Source organism: uncultured Fluviicola sp. (genome assembly GCF_902168135.1).
Lineage (GTDB): Bacteria > Bacteroidota > Bacteroidia > Flavobacteriales_D > Crocinitomicaceae > Fluviicola.
Genome location: NZ_CABHOL010000018.1, coordinates 40,456 through 58,302 on the forward strand (window position 1 = coordinate 40,456; position 17,847 = coordinate 58,302).

Sequence of the window (17,847 nt, forward strand, 5' to 3'; positions counted from 1 at the left end):
AGCTTTTAGCTGAAGTCGGGGACTGTTTTTTTTGTTTCTTTGGACAAAATAAACTGCATGCTTAAATCATCTTTAATCCTTTTTCTCGTTGCAATAATCCATTTTCAAGGAACTACACAACAGGCTGTTCCGGGAATTGATTTTACACAATTCAGTCTAAAGTCAAAACATGACACAATAGATTTTGTCGTAGCAGGCACGGACCTGACAGTAAAAAAGCCGGTATTTCTATTTGTGCAGGGCTCCCTTCCGATTCCTTTGTTCGTGGATTTCGGCGAACAAGGCGTTTACCCGATGGCTTTAGGGAATTTCGACCTGAAAACAATGCACAGTCATTACCACATTGTCACCATCTCCATGCCTAAAATTCCGGTTTTGGTTTCCAGCAACCAGGTAAATGAACGATACATGTATATGGCCGATACAACGAATCCTAACAGCGTTCCTGATGCCTATTTAAAAGCGGATTACCTGGAGAACTATGTAAATCGTGCCAATAAGGTTCTCGCCTTTTTAAGGAAGCAGAAATGGGTTGATAACAGCAGATTGGTTGCTGCTGGTCATTCACAAGGCTCAAGAATTGTAGCAGAATTGGCTGCAACAAATCCTCAAATCACACATGCCGGGCTGTTTGGTTTTAGTCCGCTTGGTCGAGTTCAGGAACAGGTTTGGGTAAACTACAAGGAGTTTATTCTGGGACACTTAACCTGGGAAGAATATGAGGCGAAGCAAAATCAACAGACAGAATTTCAAAAACAGATCACGGCAGATAAAGGGGAAGACATTGGTTTTATTCCCTGGAAGTCCTTTACCGGAATCGGTTTTGAACGTCTGGCTAAAATCAAAACCCCCATTTATATTGCTTTAGCAACCGAAGACAAGTGTGCTTTTTTGAGCGAGTTGATCCCTATTTATTTTATCCAGTTTGGAAAGACAAATTATCAACTAAAACGCTACAATGGTCTGGAGCACAATTATTTCCCCGTATTGGCAGACGGAAAGGTCGATTACGAAAACGGAAAATGGGCAGAAGTGATGAATGCGTTTGTAGAGTGGAGTTTGAAATGATATCAATTCTCTATCGCGTGTCCCTTTAAAACCGATTCATACAATTCTTCATACAATGGAAGGATTTCGGAAAGTTTGAACTTCTTCGCCTGCTCCAGCGCCTGTTTGCGGAAAGTTTGATGCGTTTCTTTATTCTCCAGGATACGGATCGCATTTTTTGCCATGGATTCTACATCACCGACATTGGAAGTAAACCCGGAATAGCCATCAATATTCACTTCCGGAATTCCCCCGGTATTGGAAGAAACAACCGGAACACCCTCCGCCATGGCTTCCAAAGCAGCCAAACCAAAACTCTCCGTTTCGGAAGGCAGTAAGAATAAATCACTCAACTCCAGGATAGGGCCTGTTTCACGTACCTTTCCAATGAAAATGATTTTATTGCAGATTCCCAAATCGCGGGCTAAACGTTCTACAATTGCACGATCCGGACCATCACCAGCCAGCAATAATTTCGCTGGGAGTTTCTCCTGTACTTTTTCGAAAATGCGGACAACATCTGTAATGCGTTTTACCGGTCGGAAATTTGAAATGTGGCACAAGATCAACTCATCGTCCTTGGCATAATGGCGGCGTTTATCCATGTTGATCACCGGTAATTCTGCTTTGGGCTGAATAAAGTTTGGAATGACATGAATCTCACGCTTGGTTTCAAAATGCGTGTAGGTGTCCTTTTTCAGACTTTCCGAAACTGCCGTAACAGCATCGGAGGCATTGATACAAAATGAGATCACCGGTTCAAAAGAAGGATCCTTTCCTACCAATGTAATGTCTGTTCCATGAAGTGTCGTAATAAACGGAATATTGATTCCCTGTGCCTTCAGGATCTGCTGTGCCATAAATGCGGCTGATGCATGTGGAATTGCGTAATGTACATGTAGCAGATCTAATCCTTCGTATTTCACGACATCTACTACTTTACTTGCTAATTCGGTTTCGTATGGCTGATATTCAAAAAGCGGGTAATCTGAAAGCTGTACCTCGTGGTAAAAAATATTCTCCCGGAAACTGCCTAAACGAACAGGCTGGGAATAAGTAATAAAGTGGACCAGGTGTCCTTTTTGTGCAAGGGCTTTCCCGAGCTCTGTGGCTACCACACCGCTCCCTCCGAATGTAGGGTATAATACAATTCCGATTTTCATGTTTATTTGTCTGTCTTTTTCAGGCGTGCTTCAAAAAGTGCTTCGTAGATTACTCGCTGAATCTCTGTGCGCACGCTCATTTTTGTAATTTTCCAATTGTCTGCATCCGGATAAACCCGGTTCGATAAAAACACGAAGTTTACCTTGTTTTCCGGATCTGCCCATGTGATGGTTCCTGTAAACCCGGAATGCCCGAATGTTGACGGTGAAACCAGGTCACATGTCGGACCGTTCTTAATGCTCACAGTCGGTTTATCGAAACCAATTCCCCTTCTGTTTCCGGGACAAAATTGGCACGCTGTGAACTGATCTACAATTTCTTTTTTAATGATCGATTGGTCTCCTATTTGTCCCTTATTCAATAAAAACTGCATCAAAGCCGCCAAATCCGTTGCATTGGAGAATAATCCCGCATGACCGGCAACCCCTCCCATCATGGCTGCTCCCGGGTCATGCACATAGCCATGGATCAACTGCTTACGGAATTCTTTGTCATACTCGGTTGGGGCAATGCGCTTCTTGTCGAATTTTTTCAACGGTAAATAGGTCATAGTTTGTAATCCCAAAGGCCTGTAAATCTCTTTTTCAACAAACTCATCCTGCCCCATTCCACTGGTCATCTCAATGTATTTATTGAAAAAGTAATAGCTCAAATCAGAATATTCATACGATTTTTTGCCTGTCAGCGGTGTTTCAACAATGATTTTCAGCATCGTCTTCCAATAATCCTGCTTAATGAAAACATGGTCTGCTACCTCTGTGCTGTAAAATCCTTTGTTGGAAGTGCTGTAGATATCCGGATTCAATAAACCGTTTTCCATGGTTCGCTTGTAAAAAGCAATCCACGGAGTGAGACCCGCCTGGTGGGTCAGCAGATCAACTGCCTTCAAATTCGCATACGGTGTTCCCTTTACATATTCAGGCACCAGTTCGTTCAGGTCAGAGCGTTCGTCAAATTTGCCCAGAGTTTTCAAACGCATTAAAGCTGCAGTTGAAGAAGCTATTTTGGTAATAGATGCAATGTCGTAAATGTGCTCATTCGTAACACTGTCGCCGTTTTCATAAATAGTTGTCCCGTATGATTTCTGCATGATAATTTTTCCGTCAATTGCAACAACTATCTGACAGCCGGGAAATGCTTTTGCTTCAATAGCTTTTGCTACAATTTCATCTACTTCCTTGAGTTTATCCGGGTTCAATCCCAATTCTTCGGGCTGGGAGTATTTTAACCTTCCGTTATTCTTAACCTGCGTCCCAAATCCGGACTTCCATTGATTGTTCAGGTCTGTCGCCAGTTTTCCTTCAATATCAAATGCACCCATGATTGCCTGAGCGGTTCTTTCCTGCGCTGCGGCTGTGTTTTCATAACCACAAAGAATTGATTTCACGGGTTTAGGGAATTCCGTTTCGTTTTGAAGCGTCAATGGGTTGCCGAATAATACAACAGTTGCTCTTGCTGTTTCCGGGATCATTTCCACTACTTTTTTCCAGTCGCCAAAACCGTAATTGTTGCGGGCACGCTGAGCATCCGAGTGGAAATCCAGGATGTAATCTGCATCCGGATCCAGTTTGACTGTCTTCAACCTTCTAACTGCTTCTTCTGTTGTAAAGTATTTATAATGAGTGATTTTTGCATAGTTATTTAAACGATCTCTAAAAGCAGAAGTGTGGGTACCTATTGCAATTCGAATAATGGTTTTATCCACTTTATCGATCGGAAGATTGTCATCCTCGTTTTTGATACACAACAATGCTTTTTCATAAGCCTGGTTAATGATTAGCTTTCGTTCCGGAGCCGGATCTCTGCGCTTTATCATCGGCTTGTGAACAATTGCCTGGTACTTCGCTTTTAAAATCCTTCTACAGTGTTCGTTCACTGTTTCCTTGCTCAATTCACCGCTTTCTACTTTGCTGTAGATCAGGTTAATGGCGTCCGAAACGTTTTCAGGGAACAATAAGATATCGCAGCCGGCTAAATAAGCTTTTGCTACCACTTCCGATTTACCGTATTTCTCCGAAACGGCTTTCATGTTCAGGGCATCGGAAATTACAAGACCTTTGAAGCCCAATTTCTTGCGCAGATAGGTTTCAATCACCACTTTTGATAAACTGCTTGGAGTTCCGCTCGGATCAAGTGAAGGAACATTCAAATGAGCAACCATAACAGAACGCGTTCCTGCCTCAATTCCGCTCTTAAACGGAAGGAAGTCTTTTGTTTCGAACTCATTAACAGTGTGTGAAACAGTAGGAAGCTCTTTGTGCGAATCTTTATCCGTGTCGCCATGTCCCGGGAAATGCTTTACACAGGAAATAACGCCTGCGTTTTCAATCCCTCTCACCATGGCTGCCGTTTGTTTGGCAACTTGCTGAGGGTTCGAGCCGAATGCCCTGAAACCGATTACCGGGTTTTGTGGATTAAGATTGACATCCGCAACCGGTGAAAAGTTCATATGGATTCCCAGCATGTCACATTCAATTCCCATGTGGTAACCGATCTTTTCTGTCAGTTCCAGGTCATTTGCAGCGCCAATTGTCTGCTGATAAGGAAAACGCGGTTCTCCGGAAAGGCGCATGGCCGTTCCCCACTCTGCATCCATCCCGATCAGTAACGGAAGCTCCGCTTGCGACTGCATTTGTTGAATAGCTTCCTGAAGATTCTCTCTTTCTCCCTGGAAAAAGATCAACCCGCCAATCTTTTGTTCACGAACAAGCGTTTCCGTCTCAGCAAGGTGTTCTTTTCCTTTGTTCGACCAGCATGCCACCATAAACGATTGCGCAATCCGTTCTTTCATAGAAAGTTTTGCCAATTCAGCAGCGACCCATTGATCCTCATCTTTCTCGGTCGAAAGGTTTGTCGGGTGTTTTTTTGCCGATTTATTGGCCGGAGTTTTTAAAAGTGCCGACGTAATTAATCCCGATCCGATAACCAGGAGCGCTATGAAAGGAGCTTTACGGAATGTCTTTCTGTTCATAGAACAAAATTACGCAAATATTTCACCGCAGAGATACCGATGAAGCTAAGTTTGAAACTCAAATAATAGTACTGTTTTCATGTTTGGCAAGAGTGGTATTCCAATAAGCTTTGTTTATTCTTTTTCAAAAAAACTTACACAAATTCATGATTAATATAACTTTCTCAAATGGAGTTTTTTATATTTGGACATAACCGTTAAATAAAAATGATTATGAAAACAATTTTTACATTATTCATTGTATTTACTATTCACTGTTTTTCTTTTGCGCAATCGACCATGAAAAACGATGTGATTGTAAAATTATCCGGAGAAGAAATGGTCGGAAAGATCCAGGAAATCGGAGATTCTGAACTTAAGTTTGTGTACGCCGGGGAAACATTGGTTTATACCATTAAGAAGAGTGACATCGCTAAAATCAATTTCGCAAGCGGCCGTGTTGAAATAGTTACTGCTCCTAAAGCTTCTTCGGCAAAGGCTGATTCAATGTCAAAGTCAGGTCTGGAATCTCACCATAATATTATTGCAATATTGCCATTCAGTTATTTAATCGATAAAAAAGATGCCGGTCAGGAAATGACTTATAAGGTACAAAACGAAGTTTTTAATATTATGAATACTCATTCGGGCTACATGACTATTCAGCCAACATCTACCACAAACGCCCTGTTGTTGAAAGCAGGAATTACCGGAGAGAACGTGCGTAGTTTTACGATGGGAGAAATTTGCAATTTATTGGGAGTGGAATATGTTATACAAGGAACAATTACCCAGGACCTGACTTCCGTGAGCAATACCGGGGGAAGTTCTACAACCGTAAGCGGTGGTGTGTCTTCAACTAACAGAAACATTGGCTCGGTTAACACCAGTGGTACAGGGTATAGCGGAACATCTTACAGTTCCAGCAGTTCGGTGAGCACCCAAAACTATAGTACAAATGTGACCATGTCTATTTATACCGATAAGGGTGAGACTATTTTTTCACAGGATCATAAGTCTTTCTGGGGAACAAATGATGCGTATAAAACCACTTTGAACTACCTGTTAAAACGCACGCCGATTTATCAGAAATAATCCGCTTAAAGCTCTATTATGAAGAAATTAGCCGTTATTCACACAGTATTGATTGCATGTGCTTTTCCGGTTTGCTTATTTGCCCAGGAAGGTACCATGAAGTTTAAGAACCCTTTTGATGATGCAAGGAAAACAACTTCCTTTGGAGCGATGTATTGTCTTCCGGTAGGGGACTTTGGTTCTACCAATCTCGAGAAAGGAGGTTTCGCCAATCCGGGGTGGGGTTTGTATTTTGATTCCAAGAGTACTTTTAAAGGAGGACTTACATTTATTTCCCATTCTACTTATGCATGGATACCACTCAACCAGGAGTCAATCGCAAAAGCATTCACAGAGAACCTTGGACGTAAAACAGAAGTAACAGGAGGGAAACACAAACCGTTCCTGTCAACCGTTGGCGTTGGTTATGATTTCAAAGCAGCTTCATTTCTTACCATCGGGATTTCAGCTCAGGCCGGAGTACTTTATAACTCATTCAAAGGTTTTGACATGACTGTTTACGATTCTACCGGCACAAGTGTACTTTTTACAGACAACTTTAAATACGATTCAGAGTTTTCACTGGCCTATGTTTTTGGTGCAAAATTCAACTTCAGCTTAATTAAAGATCTCATATCCTTCCAGGTAAGCGTCGATTATTCCGGTGCTAAGTTTGATTCTTACCTCAGATCATATCAGCTTCAGCCGATCAAAACCACGCAGCATATTCAAATCGTCAATATAGGAGCTGGTTTTGCATTTCATACGAAATAGTTTTTGAGTGGTGTTTGTTTTCGCAGAAATCCATCCGAAAGATTAGGTGCAAAACGACTAGGTTTTAAAGTTAAAAGTATAGTTTTGACAGTGGTGTTGTTGAATGAGAACAATACCACTTTTTGTTTAAATGAGAATAATTCGGTCTTCATAATCCGGAATGAACCTGACAGCCTGTCAGCTTGAAAAAAATGGAATAAGAATTGTTAAAAAAGACTGCACTAATACCGAAAGTTCGGGGCCGAGATCAAAAGCTGTTTGCTTTTTCTTCTTAAATTTGTTGGTGTTGCACAAAATTGAAATTCGTTCATGTCAGATATCATTCGTTTACTTCCGGATCACGTGGCTAACCAGATTGCAGCGGGAGAAGTTGTTCAAAGACCGGCTTCCGTTGTAAAAGAATTAGTGGAGAACAGTATTGATGCGGGAGCAACGAAGATTGAATTGTATATCAAAGATGCCGGGCGTACATTAATCCAGATCGTGGATAACGGAAAAGGCATGTCGCCTTTGGATGCACGCATGTGTTTCGAGCGTCATGCTACCAGTAAGATTGCGCATGCAGATGACCTGTTTGCTTTAAAAACAAAAGGCTTCCGGGGTGAAGCTTTGGCTTCTATTGCCGCAATTGCTCATGTAACGCTTCAAACGAAACGCGTGAATGATGAGTTGGGAACAAGGATACTGATCGAAGGAACAGAGGTAATCAACCAGGAACCTGCTCAATGCCCGGTTGGCTGTAATTTTGAGATCAAGAATTTGTTTTTCAATGTTCCGGCACGACGTAATTTCCTGAAGTCGGACAATGTAGAGTTCAAACACATTATTGACGAATTTGAGCGTGTTGTACTTCCACACCACGATATTGCTTTCCGGTTGGTTCATAACGACCAGGAAATTTATCATTTGGTCCCCGCTCCTTTAAGAAAGCGCATTGTAGATGTTTTCGGAAAGAAATTCGGCGACAACCTGGTTCCGGTGACCGAACACACAGACATTGTGGCGCTCGATGGCTTTGTTGGAAAACCGGAAGTTGCTAAGAAAACGCGTGGTGAACAATTCTTGTTCGTGAATAATCGCTTCTTCAAGGATACTTATTTCAATCATGCCATTGCAACGGCATTTGAGCATTTACTGCCTCCCAAATTGTTTCCGGGTTATTTTTTATTCCTGGAAGTAGATCCGAAGCAAATTGATGTGAACGTGCATCCGACTAAAACTGAAATCAAATTCGAAGAAGACAAAGCCATTTACAGCATACTCAGAAGTGCTGTGCGCTTAGGTTTGGGAAAGTTCAACATCACTCCTACCTTGGATTTTGACCGGGAATCAGAGTTTGATCTTCCGGTATCGATGCTGAGTCAAACTCCTGTTGCGCCTGAAATCCGGGTGGATAAGTCCTACAATCCTTTTCATGTGCAAAATACCCGTGAAGGACAATTCTCAAACGGAAACTCTTCTTCAGGTGCTTCTTCAACAAAAGACAAAGCCTTTTCAAACGCCATGAATAAAGCCGGGTTCGGATCGCAATTCCAATCTGCAAGCCTGGATGAGTTGTGGAATTCTGAAATTGTCTCTGAAGAAGTAAAGAGTCCGCAATTCGAAGAAAAACAGCAGCAAATCGACTTGGATGTTGAGGCGGTTAAATCAATCGGACCATTCATACTGAAAGGATCTTTTGTGGTCGGTTCCGTTCCGGAAGGATTGCTGGTGATACATTACCGCCGGGCTTATGAACGTATGCTCTATGACGATTTGATGCGTGGTTTTTTCGTTAATCCGCTCGCGTCGCAGCAATTGATCTTCCCAATGGAGAAAATCATGTCCAAACAGGAACAATTGGCCTGGAATGAACATGAAAAAACACTTTCACGCATCGGATTTAACTGGTCGTGGGCTGATCAGGAATTACATATAGATGGTATTCCACAAATCCTGGATGAGTCGACTGTGCTCTCTTGTGTAGATAAAATCCTGGAACAATTGCAGATGGGGACCCTGGATAAGGGAGAAATCGCTCATACCGTTTTATCCCAGATTGCTTTCGGTGGAAGCATGTCTTTTAAGCTACCTACCAATCAGGAAGCAATTTCCGACTTCATTGCCCGTTTGTTTGAAGCGGACGAGCATACATTTTCTCCTTCGGGAAAACGCATTATTGCACAAATTACAAATGAACAATTAATACAACTGTTTTAACATGTTTGGAAATATACAGCCGGTAACCAAGAATTTACTATTGCTCAATGTAGCAATGTTCTTATTGACGCTATTTTTTGAGTACCAGGGACAAGGTATCAATTTGGGAAGTCTGCTTGGAGCTCACTATTTCGGGACTCCCCTTTTTGAGCCCTATCAATTGATAAGCCACTTCTTCATGCATGGAAACTTTTTTCATATTTTAATGAACATGTACATTTTGGTCATGTTCGGAAGCTTCCTGGAACGTTTGTGGGGTCCGAAACGCTATTTTATTTTGTATATTGCTTCTGCTTTGGGAGCTGTTTTACTTTACAACAGTGTCGGTTTTTTCCAGATTCTGGAATTGAAAGAAACAATCCATAATTCGAATGCCATTGCGGCTTTGAACGGTCTTTTGAGAGAAACGGGCGGACATATCACAGATGGAAACCTGATGGAAATTGCTCAGCGTTATGGGATTACAACCCAGGTTCAGTATAATGCTTTAGGTGACTATGCGATTAAATCAATTGTTCCGATGGTCGGTGCTTCCGGTGCTATTTTCGGATTACTGGCAGCTTTTGCTATTCTTTTCCCGAATACGGAATTGATGTTGTTATTCCCTCCTATTCCTATTAAAGCGAAATGGCTGATTGGCGGGTATTTCGTATTCGAAGTGTATAACAGTTTTCAAAACAATGCGGGCGACAATGTAGCACACCTGGCGCATGTGGGTGGTGCTATAGTCGGAGCAATATTGGTCCTTATTTGGCGTAGAACAGGTAAAAACTTTTATTAACATGCAAAACGACAGAACACTATCAGAGGAATTAAAATTCCAGTTCAAATTCGGAGGAATGCATATCAGGTTGATTTTCATCAACTCCCTGGTATTTCTTGCAATGCTTTTCCTGGGAATGGCCTGGAATGTTTCACAGAGCGAATGGATAGATTGGGTGCGCGTAAAGCTTTTCACCCTTCAGACTGATCCGAAGGAACTGATGTATGCACCACTGGGATTGATCACCAGTATTTTTACGCATTTTGACTTCCTTCACTTTGTATTTAACATGCTCTTCCTCTATTTCGCAGGGAGTCTGTTCAAGCAGTTCTTTTCAGACCGCAGAATGCTGCATGTTTATATTGTTGGAGGAATTGTGGGTGGACTTTTTGAATTAGTTGCGAACCAGTTTTTGGGCAGGGGTGCAATCGTATTAGGCGCTTCAGGCTCAATCATGGCTTTGTTTATTGCAATTTCGGTTTACAGACCAAATATAACCATCAATCTTTTCGGAATTTTCCCGATTAAAATATACGTATTGGCACTGATCTATGTAGTAAGTGATCTGGCTCAAACAATCAGTCAGGACGGAACGGCACATTTTGCACATTTAGGTGGTGCTTTGATCGGTTTTCTTTCCGTGCAAAACCTGCATGCTTCTTCCAACATCATTAACTGGACAGAAACCATGCATCAACGGATATTGAACTTTTTCTCCGCAAGAAGGAGTGCAAGACCCAAAATGAAAGCTCAAAAAGGCGGAAGAACGGTGAAATCAGATGAGCAATACAATATGGATGCGAAAGCTAAACAAGAGCGCATCGACAAAATTTTGGACAAAATTTCCAAGTCAGGTTATGAGTCATTGACCAAAGCCGAAAAAGACTTTTTATTTTCGCAGAGCAACAAGTGATTTGAGTTGGTTTAAAAAAATAGCGCGATTTTCCACGTTGATTAAGATTCTCTCAATCATCTCGATCTGCTGTCTGCTACTGGCCTATTTGGCACCGTATGTTCGTCCATCCACCATACGTATTCTCCCGTTTTTCGGATTGATGTATCCAATTTTTATAAGCCTGGCGCTAATCCTGATGATTTATTGGGCTTTTGCCAGATCACGGTGGTTTTTCTATATTTTAATCGCCCTCCTATTTGGCGGAAACCTGCATTTCAGGACAATTTCCATTCATTTTTCAGATCCCAAACCCGAAAAAGAAGTTGCTTCGTGGAATGTCATGAGCTACAATGTGCGCTTGTTTGATGTTTACAACGGATCTTTGGAAGAACGGAACAAGTCGCGTGACAGCATTGTTAGCTATATTCAACGTGTAAGTCCTGATGTGGTTTGTTTCCAGGAATTTTTTCACCAGGATAAACCCTCCGCTTTTTCAACGCGCGACACTTTGATCAGCCTGATGGATTATAAGTATTATCACGAACGTTACTCTCACCGCATACGTAACCGCCAGAACTTTGGAATTTGTATGCTTTCGAAATACCCGATTATTGCTAAGGGTGACGTGATGTTTAACAACTTTAAGACAACGGATAATTATTGCATTTTCGCTGATATTGTAAAGGGATCGGACACGATTCGTTTTTACGATATCCACCTGCAGTCCATTAAGTTGCAGCAGGAAGATTACGAGTTATTCGGAGAAAAGAACAAACAGGCTGGCGGAAAGAAATCAACCGTTCGTTTGCTCATTGATAAATTACGAATTGCTTACCCGGCAAGAGCGAAACAGGCTGAACGGGTTGTAGAGCATATGAAGACTTCTCCTTACCCGGTGGTTGTTTGCGGCGATTTCAATGACACTCCGATGTCGTACGTTTACAATCAGTTCAATACAGACCTGGTGGATTCTTACCGTGAAACTACAACTGGTATCGGTGTCACCTATGTAGGCCGTGTGCCGGCAGGAAGAATCGATTACATTTTCCATTCGGGGGATTTAGGTGCTTTCGACTTCGGAATTCAATCTGTTCCTTTTTCCGACCATAGAGCGATTCATTGTAAAATTTATAAAAAGATGCTTTAAAGTTTTAGTTTAATTCTGAATGTTTCAATTATTCGATTATATTTAAGTCATGAAGCAATCGACAATTAATCTATTATTATTTTTCACATTACTGCTTTTTGTATCCTGTTCAACAAACACCGAAAAGGTTGAAACCAAGACGGAACAAAAGAAAATGTCCATCATTGGAAGATGGGTGTTGATCAAATCAGAAGATTCCGGATTCCGCAAGACAGATCATCAAAATCAACCTTCTGACGTGGTTTTGAACATTCAAAAAAATGGTTTTTTTATCGTTTATGATACCCTTGTAGATCCGAAATGGCGAAAAAAAGGCCTTCCACTGATACAGGAAAGAACTTCCGGACAATGGAAGCTTGAAGACTCGCTTTTAACAATGATCCACGATGACAAAGACACTTCATTCACGGAAGACTTCAAAATTGTACGTTGTGATGGAGATGAATTGGTAACAGAGCGTTCGAATAAGAAAACTACCGTCTACAGAACCTACGGTAAGAAATAGAAAAAAGGGCTGGAAAATTTTCCAGCCCTTTTTGAATTCTATATTTTGATTTTTGCATTAAAAAACCCATACAGCGTCCGTCAAAACGACGGAAAATTCTGAACGCCTCAGAAAGCACGATTTGGTTCGCTGTTTTTCTTTGTAATCTGCCGATCGCGTCATGCGAAACCCAAAGGTTGCAGCCCGCCATTAAAAAACTAAGACTCCCCGTTCGTAGTAAAAAATGTTAGACGTCAACAATCTCACTGCATGGGTTTATCTCCCGCACGTGCGGGAGAATGTTATTTACACCCCGTCAGCTGACGGGCGAATAACGATTTAAAGATACAAATTTTGCTCCCACAATCAAAGGATACTATATGAAATCTATGAATTTTAACAGTCAGAAGTAAAAAGCCATTGATTCAAAAATAAATAGCGGTTGACCAGGATTAAAGTCTTCTTGTTAAATTAATCCTATTTTTACATCAAAATTGTTAAAATGGAAAAGATTGGAATTATTGGATGCGGGAATTTGGGATTGGCTTTATTGAAAGGGTTTCGCAAACAATATCCCAACGCTCAGTTATTCGGTACACGCAGAACCATTGCGGACCTGGTTGATTTTGGAGATGATAAAACACATTTTACTTCCGACAACAAAGAGGTGATCAAACAGTGTGATTACCTGATTATTGCGTTAAAACCTTATACCATTTTATCCTTTTTGAAAGAGCACAAGGATTTTTTTGATGTCAAAAGACATACAATCATTAGTGTTGCAACCGGAATCACCCTGGACGAAATCAAAACAGCTCTTGAGTTTACAGAAGTTTCCCTTTATCGCGGAATGCCTAATACCGCAGCCGATGTTCAGGAAAGTATGACGGCTTTAACCGGATTGACAGATCCTTTGGACAGGAAACAGCAAGTGAGCGAATTATTCCATGCTATCGGTGATATTGTATGGATCGATGAGCAATTGATGGAATCTGCAACTATTCTGGGCGCTTGCGGAATTGCTTACGTTTTGCGCTTTATCCGTGCCATGATCCAGGGCGGAATCGAAGTTGGTTTCGATGCAAAAACTGCAAATAAGATCGTTAGTCAAACTGTAAAAGGCGCTGCACAGCTTTTGATCCAAAACGGATTGCATCCGGAGGAAGAGATCGACAAGGTAACAACTCCTAAGGGCTGCACGATTGTGGGATTAAACGAAATGGAGCACAGCGGGTTTAGTTCAGCTTTGATTAAGGGAATTGTGACCAGTTATCAGAAGATTGAGCGTTAAAAACGCCTCTGAAACCCAATTAATATGTGGCTTCATCTATATATGTAGATATTCCGATTTTGCGACATTTGAATAGTGTAATATCGCCATGTTGAAAAGTCGAAATATCGAAAAGTATCGGGATTCCAAGGACAAACCCGTACCTTTGGGCCATGAATAATTCAATTCCCCCATTCTCTCTTGAAAAACTCGGCATTTCTTCTCTCAATGAAATGCAGCAGCAAATGCTTGAGTCTTCCAAAACGACCCCCGAAATTATTTTACATGCACCTACAGGCTCAGGTAAAACGGTCGCTTTCTTGCTGACCGCCCTTGGGAAATTGAACAAAGAACAAAAAAGCGTTCAGTTATTGATTATCTCGCCAACGCGCGAGCTTTCTATTCAAATTGAAGATGTATTCAAAAAGTTAAGTACCGGTTTCAAGGTCAATACCTGCTACGGTGGCCATTCCATGCGCGTGGAAGAAAATAATCTTTCTGTTCCTCCTGCTGTGTTAATCGGAACTCCGGGAAGACTTGCTGATCATGTCAGAAGGAATAACATCGATTTATCCGAAGTTCATACACTGGTTTTGGATGAGTTCGACAAATCGCTTCAAATGGGATTTGAATCCGATATGACGGAGATTATCCGGGAATTACATTCACTTCACAATAAATACCTGGTTTCGGCAACGAAATTACAGGCCATACCCACGTTTACAGGTATTCAAAATCCTAAAACAATTGATTTCCTGGTTGAGAAAAGCCACCGGATCAATTATTTTGGGGTCAATATGGTTGATTCTGACAAATTGGGCTTACTGCTGGAATTGTTGTGTAATCTCCCGGAAGGAAAAACAATTATCTTCTGCAATCACCGGGAACCTGTTGTGGAAATTGTCGACTATTTGAAAGAAAACGGAGTGATTGCAGCTGCATACCATGGCGGAATGGAACAGGATGACCGTGAACGGGCGTTGATCCGTTTCAGGAATGGGAGCGCGGATTTTTTGGTGTCAACGGACCTTGCAGCTCGTGGCCTGGATATTCCGGCTGTTGAGCATGTGATTCATTATCAATTACCGCTGAAAGAAGCAGAATTCATTCACAGGAGCGGCAGAACCGGTCGACAAGACGCTGACGGAGTAGTGTTCATGTTCCTGGATTCAAAGAAAAACATTCCGGCTTTTATCCCGAAGCATCATGAATATGAGATAATTCCCAATGAACCTCTTCCTGAACGTCCGAAATGGAAAACCATTTACATCAGTGCAGGGAAGAAAGACAAAGTCAATAAGGTTGATATTGTAGGATTCCTGCATAAAACCGGCGGATTAAGACCTGATGAGATCGGACTGATTACCGTGATGGATTACAGTTCTTTTGTAGCCATCAGCAGTGAAATCGCAGAAGAAGTCGTTCCGGAATTGAGGGATAAAAAGATTAAAGGCAAGAAACAGAAGATTGGTTTCGCAAGATGATTAACCGCAAAGGCATAGAGAAAAAACTTTAAATTCTTTGCTAACTCTCAAGCGTTGTTCTTGAGTATGAAATTTTGTTTTGGTAAATCCCCTTTGCGTCTTCGCGGAAAAAACTATTGAAATTCAATCGTAGGAAATCGTTTCATTGTCTCAATAACAACCTCCGGTGTTGGATTGGCCAACTTGCGTTTCTGCGTATCGATCCAGGCACCGTCGATTGTAATAGTCGCACACAACTCCCCTTTTTGGTTAGTTAGCAAATGCTGCATGGTCCAGCGTGATCCATCCTCAGCAATCGATTTGATTGCAAGGCTGATTGTTACTTCATCATGCATGTGGATTTCTTTCCTGAAAACACATTCCTCACGGAATAAGATCGGTCCGAAATGATTTTCCTGCATTAACTTTAATGAAAGGCCCAAATTATTCAACACCTCCACACGTTGCTGAGCTCCCCAATCGTAATAAGCGCTGTGTCTGACATGATAATTGGGATCCAGGTCCGACCAGCGTATAGATATTACTTTGTTAAACAATTCCATCCTTATTTTTTGATGTAAAGTTACAAAATATTTATGCGTGCAGAATATTATCCGGTTTCAACAGTTAATTCTTAATGAATAATATCAGCCTGCTCTTGCTTCCTATGATTAATGAATTAATTTTGTTCCTCATCAAAATGAACTGGCGTTTTTAGCGTTAGTGAAACAGAATAAATTGCGCGAATGAAAAAAGTCTTAGGGATTTCTGCCTTCTATCATGATTCGGCTGCTGCCCTGGTTATTGGAGGTAGAATTATTGCCGCAGCTCAGGAAGAACGATTCACGCGCGATAAGCACACTCCGGATTTCCCGGTGCAGGCTGTAAAATATTGCCTGGAAGAAGCCGGACTTGAGATTGATGACCTGGATGCGATTGTATTTTACGATAAGCCGCTCCTGAAATTTGAACGCCTGCTTCAAACTTATTATTCCTTTTCCCCGAAAGGGCTTGTTTCTTTCTTAAAAGCAATTCCTGTTTGGATCAACGAGAAGATGTTCCTGAAGAAAATGATTCATGACGGTTTAAAGGACGTAGGAGCTTACGATAAAAAGAAAGTAAAAATGCTTTTCCCGGAACATCATTTGTCCCATGCTGCAAGTGCTTTCTACCCTTCTTCATTCCCGGAATCAGCAATTCTAACGATCGATGGGGTTGGTGAATGGTGTACCGCTTCAATTGGTTTGGGGAAAGGCGAAAAAATCGAATTATTACGTGAAATGGAATTCCCGCATTCTGTGGGATTGCTTTATAGCGCGTTTACATATTACTTAGGATTCACGGTTAACTCCGGGGAATACAAATTGATGGGGCTGGCTCCTTATGGAAATGAACATGCCGATCAAACCCAGGAATTCATCAAAAAGATAAAATCAGAACTGGTTGATATTAAAGAAGATGGATCAATCTGGTTAAACCAAAAATACTTCAACTACGCAACCGGACTCCGCATGGTTCACGACCAAAAATGGAAAGAACTGTTTGGTGTTGCACGAAGAGAAGGCGAATCCGAACTGGAACAGGTCCATTGCAACCTGGCAATTGCTATTCAAAAGGTAACGGAAGAAATCGTCATCCTGATGGCTAAAGAAGCGAAACGTCAGACCAATTCCGACTATTTATGCATGGCTGGCGGAGTTGCACTGAATTGTGTGGCAAACGGAAAACTGCTGGAAGAGAATATTTTCAAAGAAATCTATATTCAGGCTGCTTCCGGTGATGCCGGCGGAGCTTTGGGGGCTGCTTTGGCGGTTTCTCACATGTATTTCGAAGAAGAGCGTGTGATTGATTACAAGTACGATCAGATGAACGGAACTTATTTGGGCCCGGATTATTCGGAGAAAGAAATTCAATCGATGAATAAGCGTACGAATGCACGCTACAAGAAATACGATGATTTCGGTGATCTGACCAAATTTACAGCTTCGAAACTGGCCGAAGGAAATGTGGTTGGCTGGTTCCAGGGAAGAATGGAATTTGGTCCGCGCGCTTTGGGTAACCGAAGTATCTTAGGAGATGCGCGAAATCCCGAAATGCAGAAAAAATTAAACCTGAAAATCAAATACCGCGAAGGATTCAGACCTTTTGCACCTTCTGTTTTGGCTGAAGATGCCCGCGAGTATTTCGATCTGCAGGCCGATTCGCCATACATGCTTGTTGTTGCACCGGTAAAAGAAAGCAGAAGACTAAAATTGCCTGACAATTACAACGATTTGCCCTTATGGGAGCGTTTGTACCATCAGCGAAGTGATTTGCAATCGATTACCCACTTAGATTTCTCAGCTCGTGTGCAATCAGTTTACAAAGAGACAAACCCGCGTTACCATGCATTAATTCAGGAGTTTAAGAACCAAACTTCTTATGGATTAGTGGTGAATACCAGTTTCAATGTAAGGGGTGAACCGATCGTTTGTACTCCATATGATGCTTTCCGGTGTTTTATGAGTACGGAAATGGATTACCTGGTTGTAGGAGATTTTGTATATACTAAAACCGAACAGGAGGATTGGGAAAACAAAGAGAAATGGATGGTCAAATTTAAAATGGACTAAGCAAA

General features: G+C 41.6%; 14 protein-coding genes. 11 read left to right on the forward strand and 3 right to left on the reverse strand.

Going from position 1 to position 17,847, the window contains the following annotated elements:
• The first annotated feature begins 57 nt into the window (after positions 1-57).
• Positions 58-1,068, forward strand: a complete 1,011-nt coding sequence (locus QZT69_RS06815; RefSeq protein WP_294672140.1) for a hypothetical protein — start codon at positions 58-60, stop codon at positions 1,066-1,068.
• Between the two features lie 2 nt (positions 1,069-1,070).
• On the opposite strand, the gene bshA is transcribed toward QZT69_RS06815, so the two are convergent.
• Together bshA and QZT69_RS06825 are read right to left on the reverse strand one after the other, a co-directional pair.
• Positions 1,071-2,210, reverse strand: a complete 1,140-nt coding sequence (bshA, locus tag QZT69_RS06820) for an N-acetyl-alpha-D-glucosaminyl L-malate synthase BshA (protein ID WP_294672143.1) — start codon at positions 2,208-2,210, stop codon at positions 1,071-1,073.
• A gap of 2 nt (positions 2,211-2,212) precedes the next feature.
• Complete coding sequence (locus QZT69_RS06825; protein ID WP_294672146.1) at positions 2,213-5,182, reverse strand: glycoside hydrolase family 3 N-terminal domain-containing protein; 2,970 nt, start codon at positions 5,180-5,182, stop codon at positions 2,213-2,215.
• A gap of 213 nt (positions 5,183-5,395) precedes the next feature.
• Between QZT69_RS06825 and QZT69_RS06830 the strand changes: the two genes are divergently transcribed.
• From QZT69_RS06830 to QZT69_RS06870, 9 genes are all read left to right on the forward strand, one after another.
• Entirely contained in the window at positions 5,396-6,256 is an 861-nt protein-coding gene (locus QZT69_RS06830) for a hypothetical protein (RefSeq protein ID WP_294672149.1), read from the forward strand.
• Positions 6,257-6,274: 18 nt separating this feature from the next.
• Positions 6,275-7,009 (forward strand): hypothetical protein, encoded by a 735-nt coding sequence (locus QZT69_RS06835; protein ID WP_294672152.1) that lies wholly within the window; start codon positions 6,275-6,277, stop codon positions 7,007-7,009.
• A 309-nt stretch (positions 7,010-7,318) separates the two neighbouring features.
• Positions 7,319-9,208 carry a DNA mismatch repair endonuclease MutL gene (gene mutL, locus QZT69_RS06840; RefSeq protein ID WP_294672155.1) on the forward strand — a complete coding sequence of 630 codons (1,890 nt, stop codon included), beginning with the start codon at positions 7,319-7,321 and terminating at the stop codon, positions 9,206-9,208.
• 1 nt (position 9,209) lies between these two features.
• Positions 9,210-9,989, forward strand: a complete 780-nt coding sequence (locus QZT69_RS06845; RefSeq protein ID WP_294672157.1) for a rhomboid family intramembrane serine protease — start codon at positions 9,210-9,212, stop codon at positions 9,987-9,989.
• Position 9,990: 1 nt separating this feature from the next.
• Entirely contained in the window at positions 9,991-10,884 is an 894-nt protein-coding gene (locus QZT69_RS06850) for a rhomboid family intramembrane serine protease (protein ID WP_294672158.1), read from the forward strand.
• A gap of 37 nt (positions 10,885-10,921) precedes the next feature.
• A complete protein-coding gene (locus tag QZT69_RS06855) occupies positions 10,922-12,013 on the forward strand; it encodes an endonuclease/exonuclease/phosphatase family protein (RefSeq protein WP_294672161.1) in 1,092 nt (363 codons plus the stop codon).
• A 49-nt stretch (positions 12,014-12,062) separates the two neighbouring features.
• Positions 12,063-12,518, forward strand: coding sequence for a hypothetical protein (locus QZT69_RS06860; protein WP_294672163.1), 456 nt, complete (start codon positions 12,063-12,065; stop codon positions 12,516-12,518).
• A gap of 481 nt (positions 12,519-12,999) precedes the next feature.
• On the forward strand, positions 13,000-13,788 hold the full coding sequence (proC, locus tag QZT69_RS06865) for a pyrroline-5-carboxylate reductase (RefSeq protein WP_294672166.1): 789 nt from the start codon (positions 13,000-13,002) through the stop codon (positions 13,786-13,788).
• A 152-nt stretch (positions 13,789-13,940) separates the two neighbouring features.
• A complete protein-coding gene (locus QZT69_RS06870; RefSeq protein WP_294672169.1) occupies positions 13,941-15,251 on the forward strand; it encodes a DEAD/DEAH box helicase in 1,311 nt (436 codons plus the stop codon).
• A 113-nt stretch (positions 15,252-15,364) separates the two neighbouring features.
• Here the strand turns inward: QZT69_RS06870 and QZT69_RS06875 are convergent, their stop codons facing one another.
• Positions 15,365-15,793 (reverse strand): thioesterase family protein, encoded by a 429-nt coding sequence (locus QZT69_RS06875; protein ID WP_294672172.1) that lies wholly within the window; start codon positions 15,791-15,793, stop codon positions 15,365-15,367.
• A 183-nt stretch (positions 15,794-15,976) separates the two neighbouring features.
• Here QZT69_RS06875 and QZT69_RS06880 point away from each other — a divergent pair, with 183 nt between their 5' ends.
• The gene (locus QZT69_RS06880) at positions 15,977-17,842 is read left to right on the forward strand and encodes a carbamoyltransferase (RefSeq protein ID WP_294672175.1); all 1,866 of its coding nucleotides are present in this window, start codon (positions 15,977-15,979) and stop codon (positions 17,840-17,842) included.
• Positions 17,843-17,847: the final 5 nt, after the last annotated feature.

Excerpts from the sequence above, each read along its gene's own strand:
- bshA (WP_294672143.1), bottom strand. The coding sequence starts at position 2,210 with ATGAAAATCGGAATTGTATTATACCCTACATTCGGAGGGAGCGGTGTG.
- mutL (WP_294672155.1), top strand. The coding sequence starts at position 7,319 with ATGTCAGATATCATTCGTTTACTTCCGGATCACGTGGCTAACCAGATT.
- QZT69_RS06875 (WP_294672172.1), bottom strand. The coding sequence starts at position 15,793 with ATGGAATTGTTTAACAAAGTAATATCTATACGCTGGTCGGACCTGGAT.
- QZT69_RS06830 (WP_294672149.1), top strand. The coding sequence starts at position 5,396 with ATGAAAACAATTTTTACATTATTCATTGTATTTACTATTCACTGTTTT.
- QZT69_RS06860 (WP_294672163.1), top strand. The coding sequence starts at position 12,063 with ATGAAGCAATCGACAATTAATCTATTATTATTTTTCACATTACTGCTT.
- proC (WP_294672166.1), top strand. The coding sequence starts at position 13,000 with ATGGAAAAGATTGGAATTATTGGATGCGGGAATTTGGGATTGGCTTTA.
- QZT69_RS06845 (WP_294672157.1), top strand. The coding sequence starts at position 9,210 with ATGTTTGGAAATATACAGCCGGTAACCAAGAATTTACTATTGCTCAAT.
- QZT69_RS06835 (WP_294672152.1), top strand. The coding sequence starts at position 6,275 with ATGAAGAAATTAGCCGTTATTCACACAGTATTGATTGCATGTGCTTTT.
- QZT69_RS06825 (WP_294672146.1), bottom strand. The coding sequence starts at position 5,182 with ATGAACAGAAAGACATTCCGTAAAGCTCCTTTCATAGCGCTCCTGGTT.
- QZT69_RS06815 (WP_294672140.1), top strand. The coding sequence starts at position 58 with ATGCTTAAATCATCTTTAATCCTTTTTCTCGTTGCAATAATCCATTTT.
- QZT69_RS06870 (WP_294672169.1), top strand. The coding sequence starts at position 13,941 with ATGAATAATTCAATTCCCCCATTCTCTCTTGAAAAACTCGGCATTTCT.
- QZT69_RS06880 (WP_294672175.1), top strand. The coding sequence starts at position 15,977 with ATGAAAAAAGTCTTAGGGATTTCTGCCTTCTATCATGATTCGGCTGCT.
- QZT69_RS06850 (WP_294672158.1), top strand. The coding sequence starts at position 9,991 with ATGCAAAACGACAGAACACTATCAGAGGAATTAAAATTCCAGTTCAAA.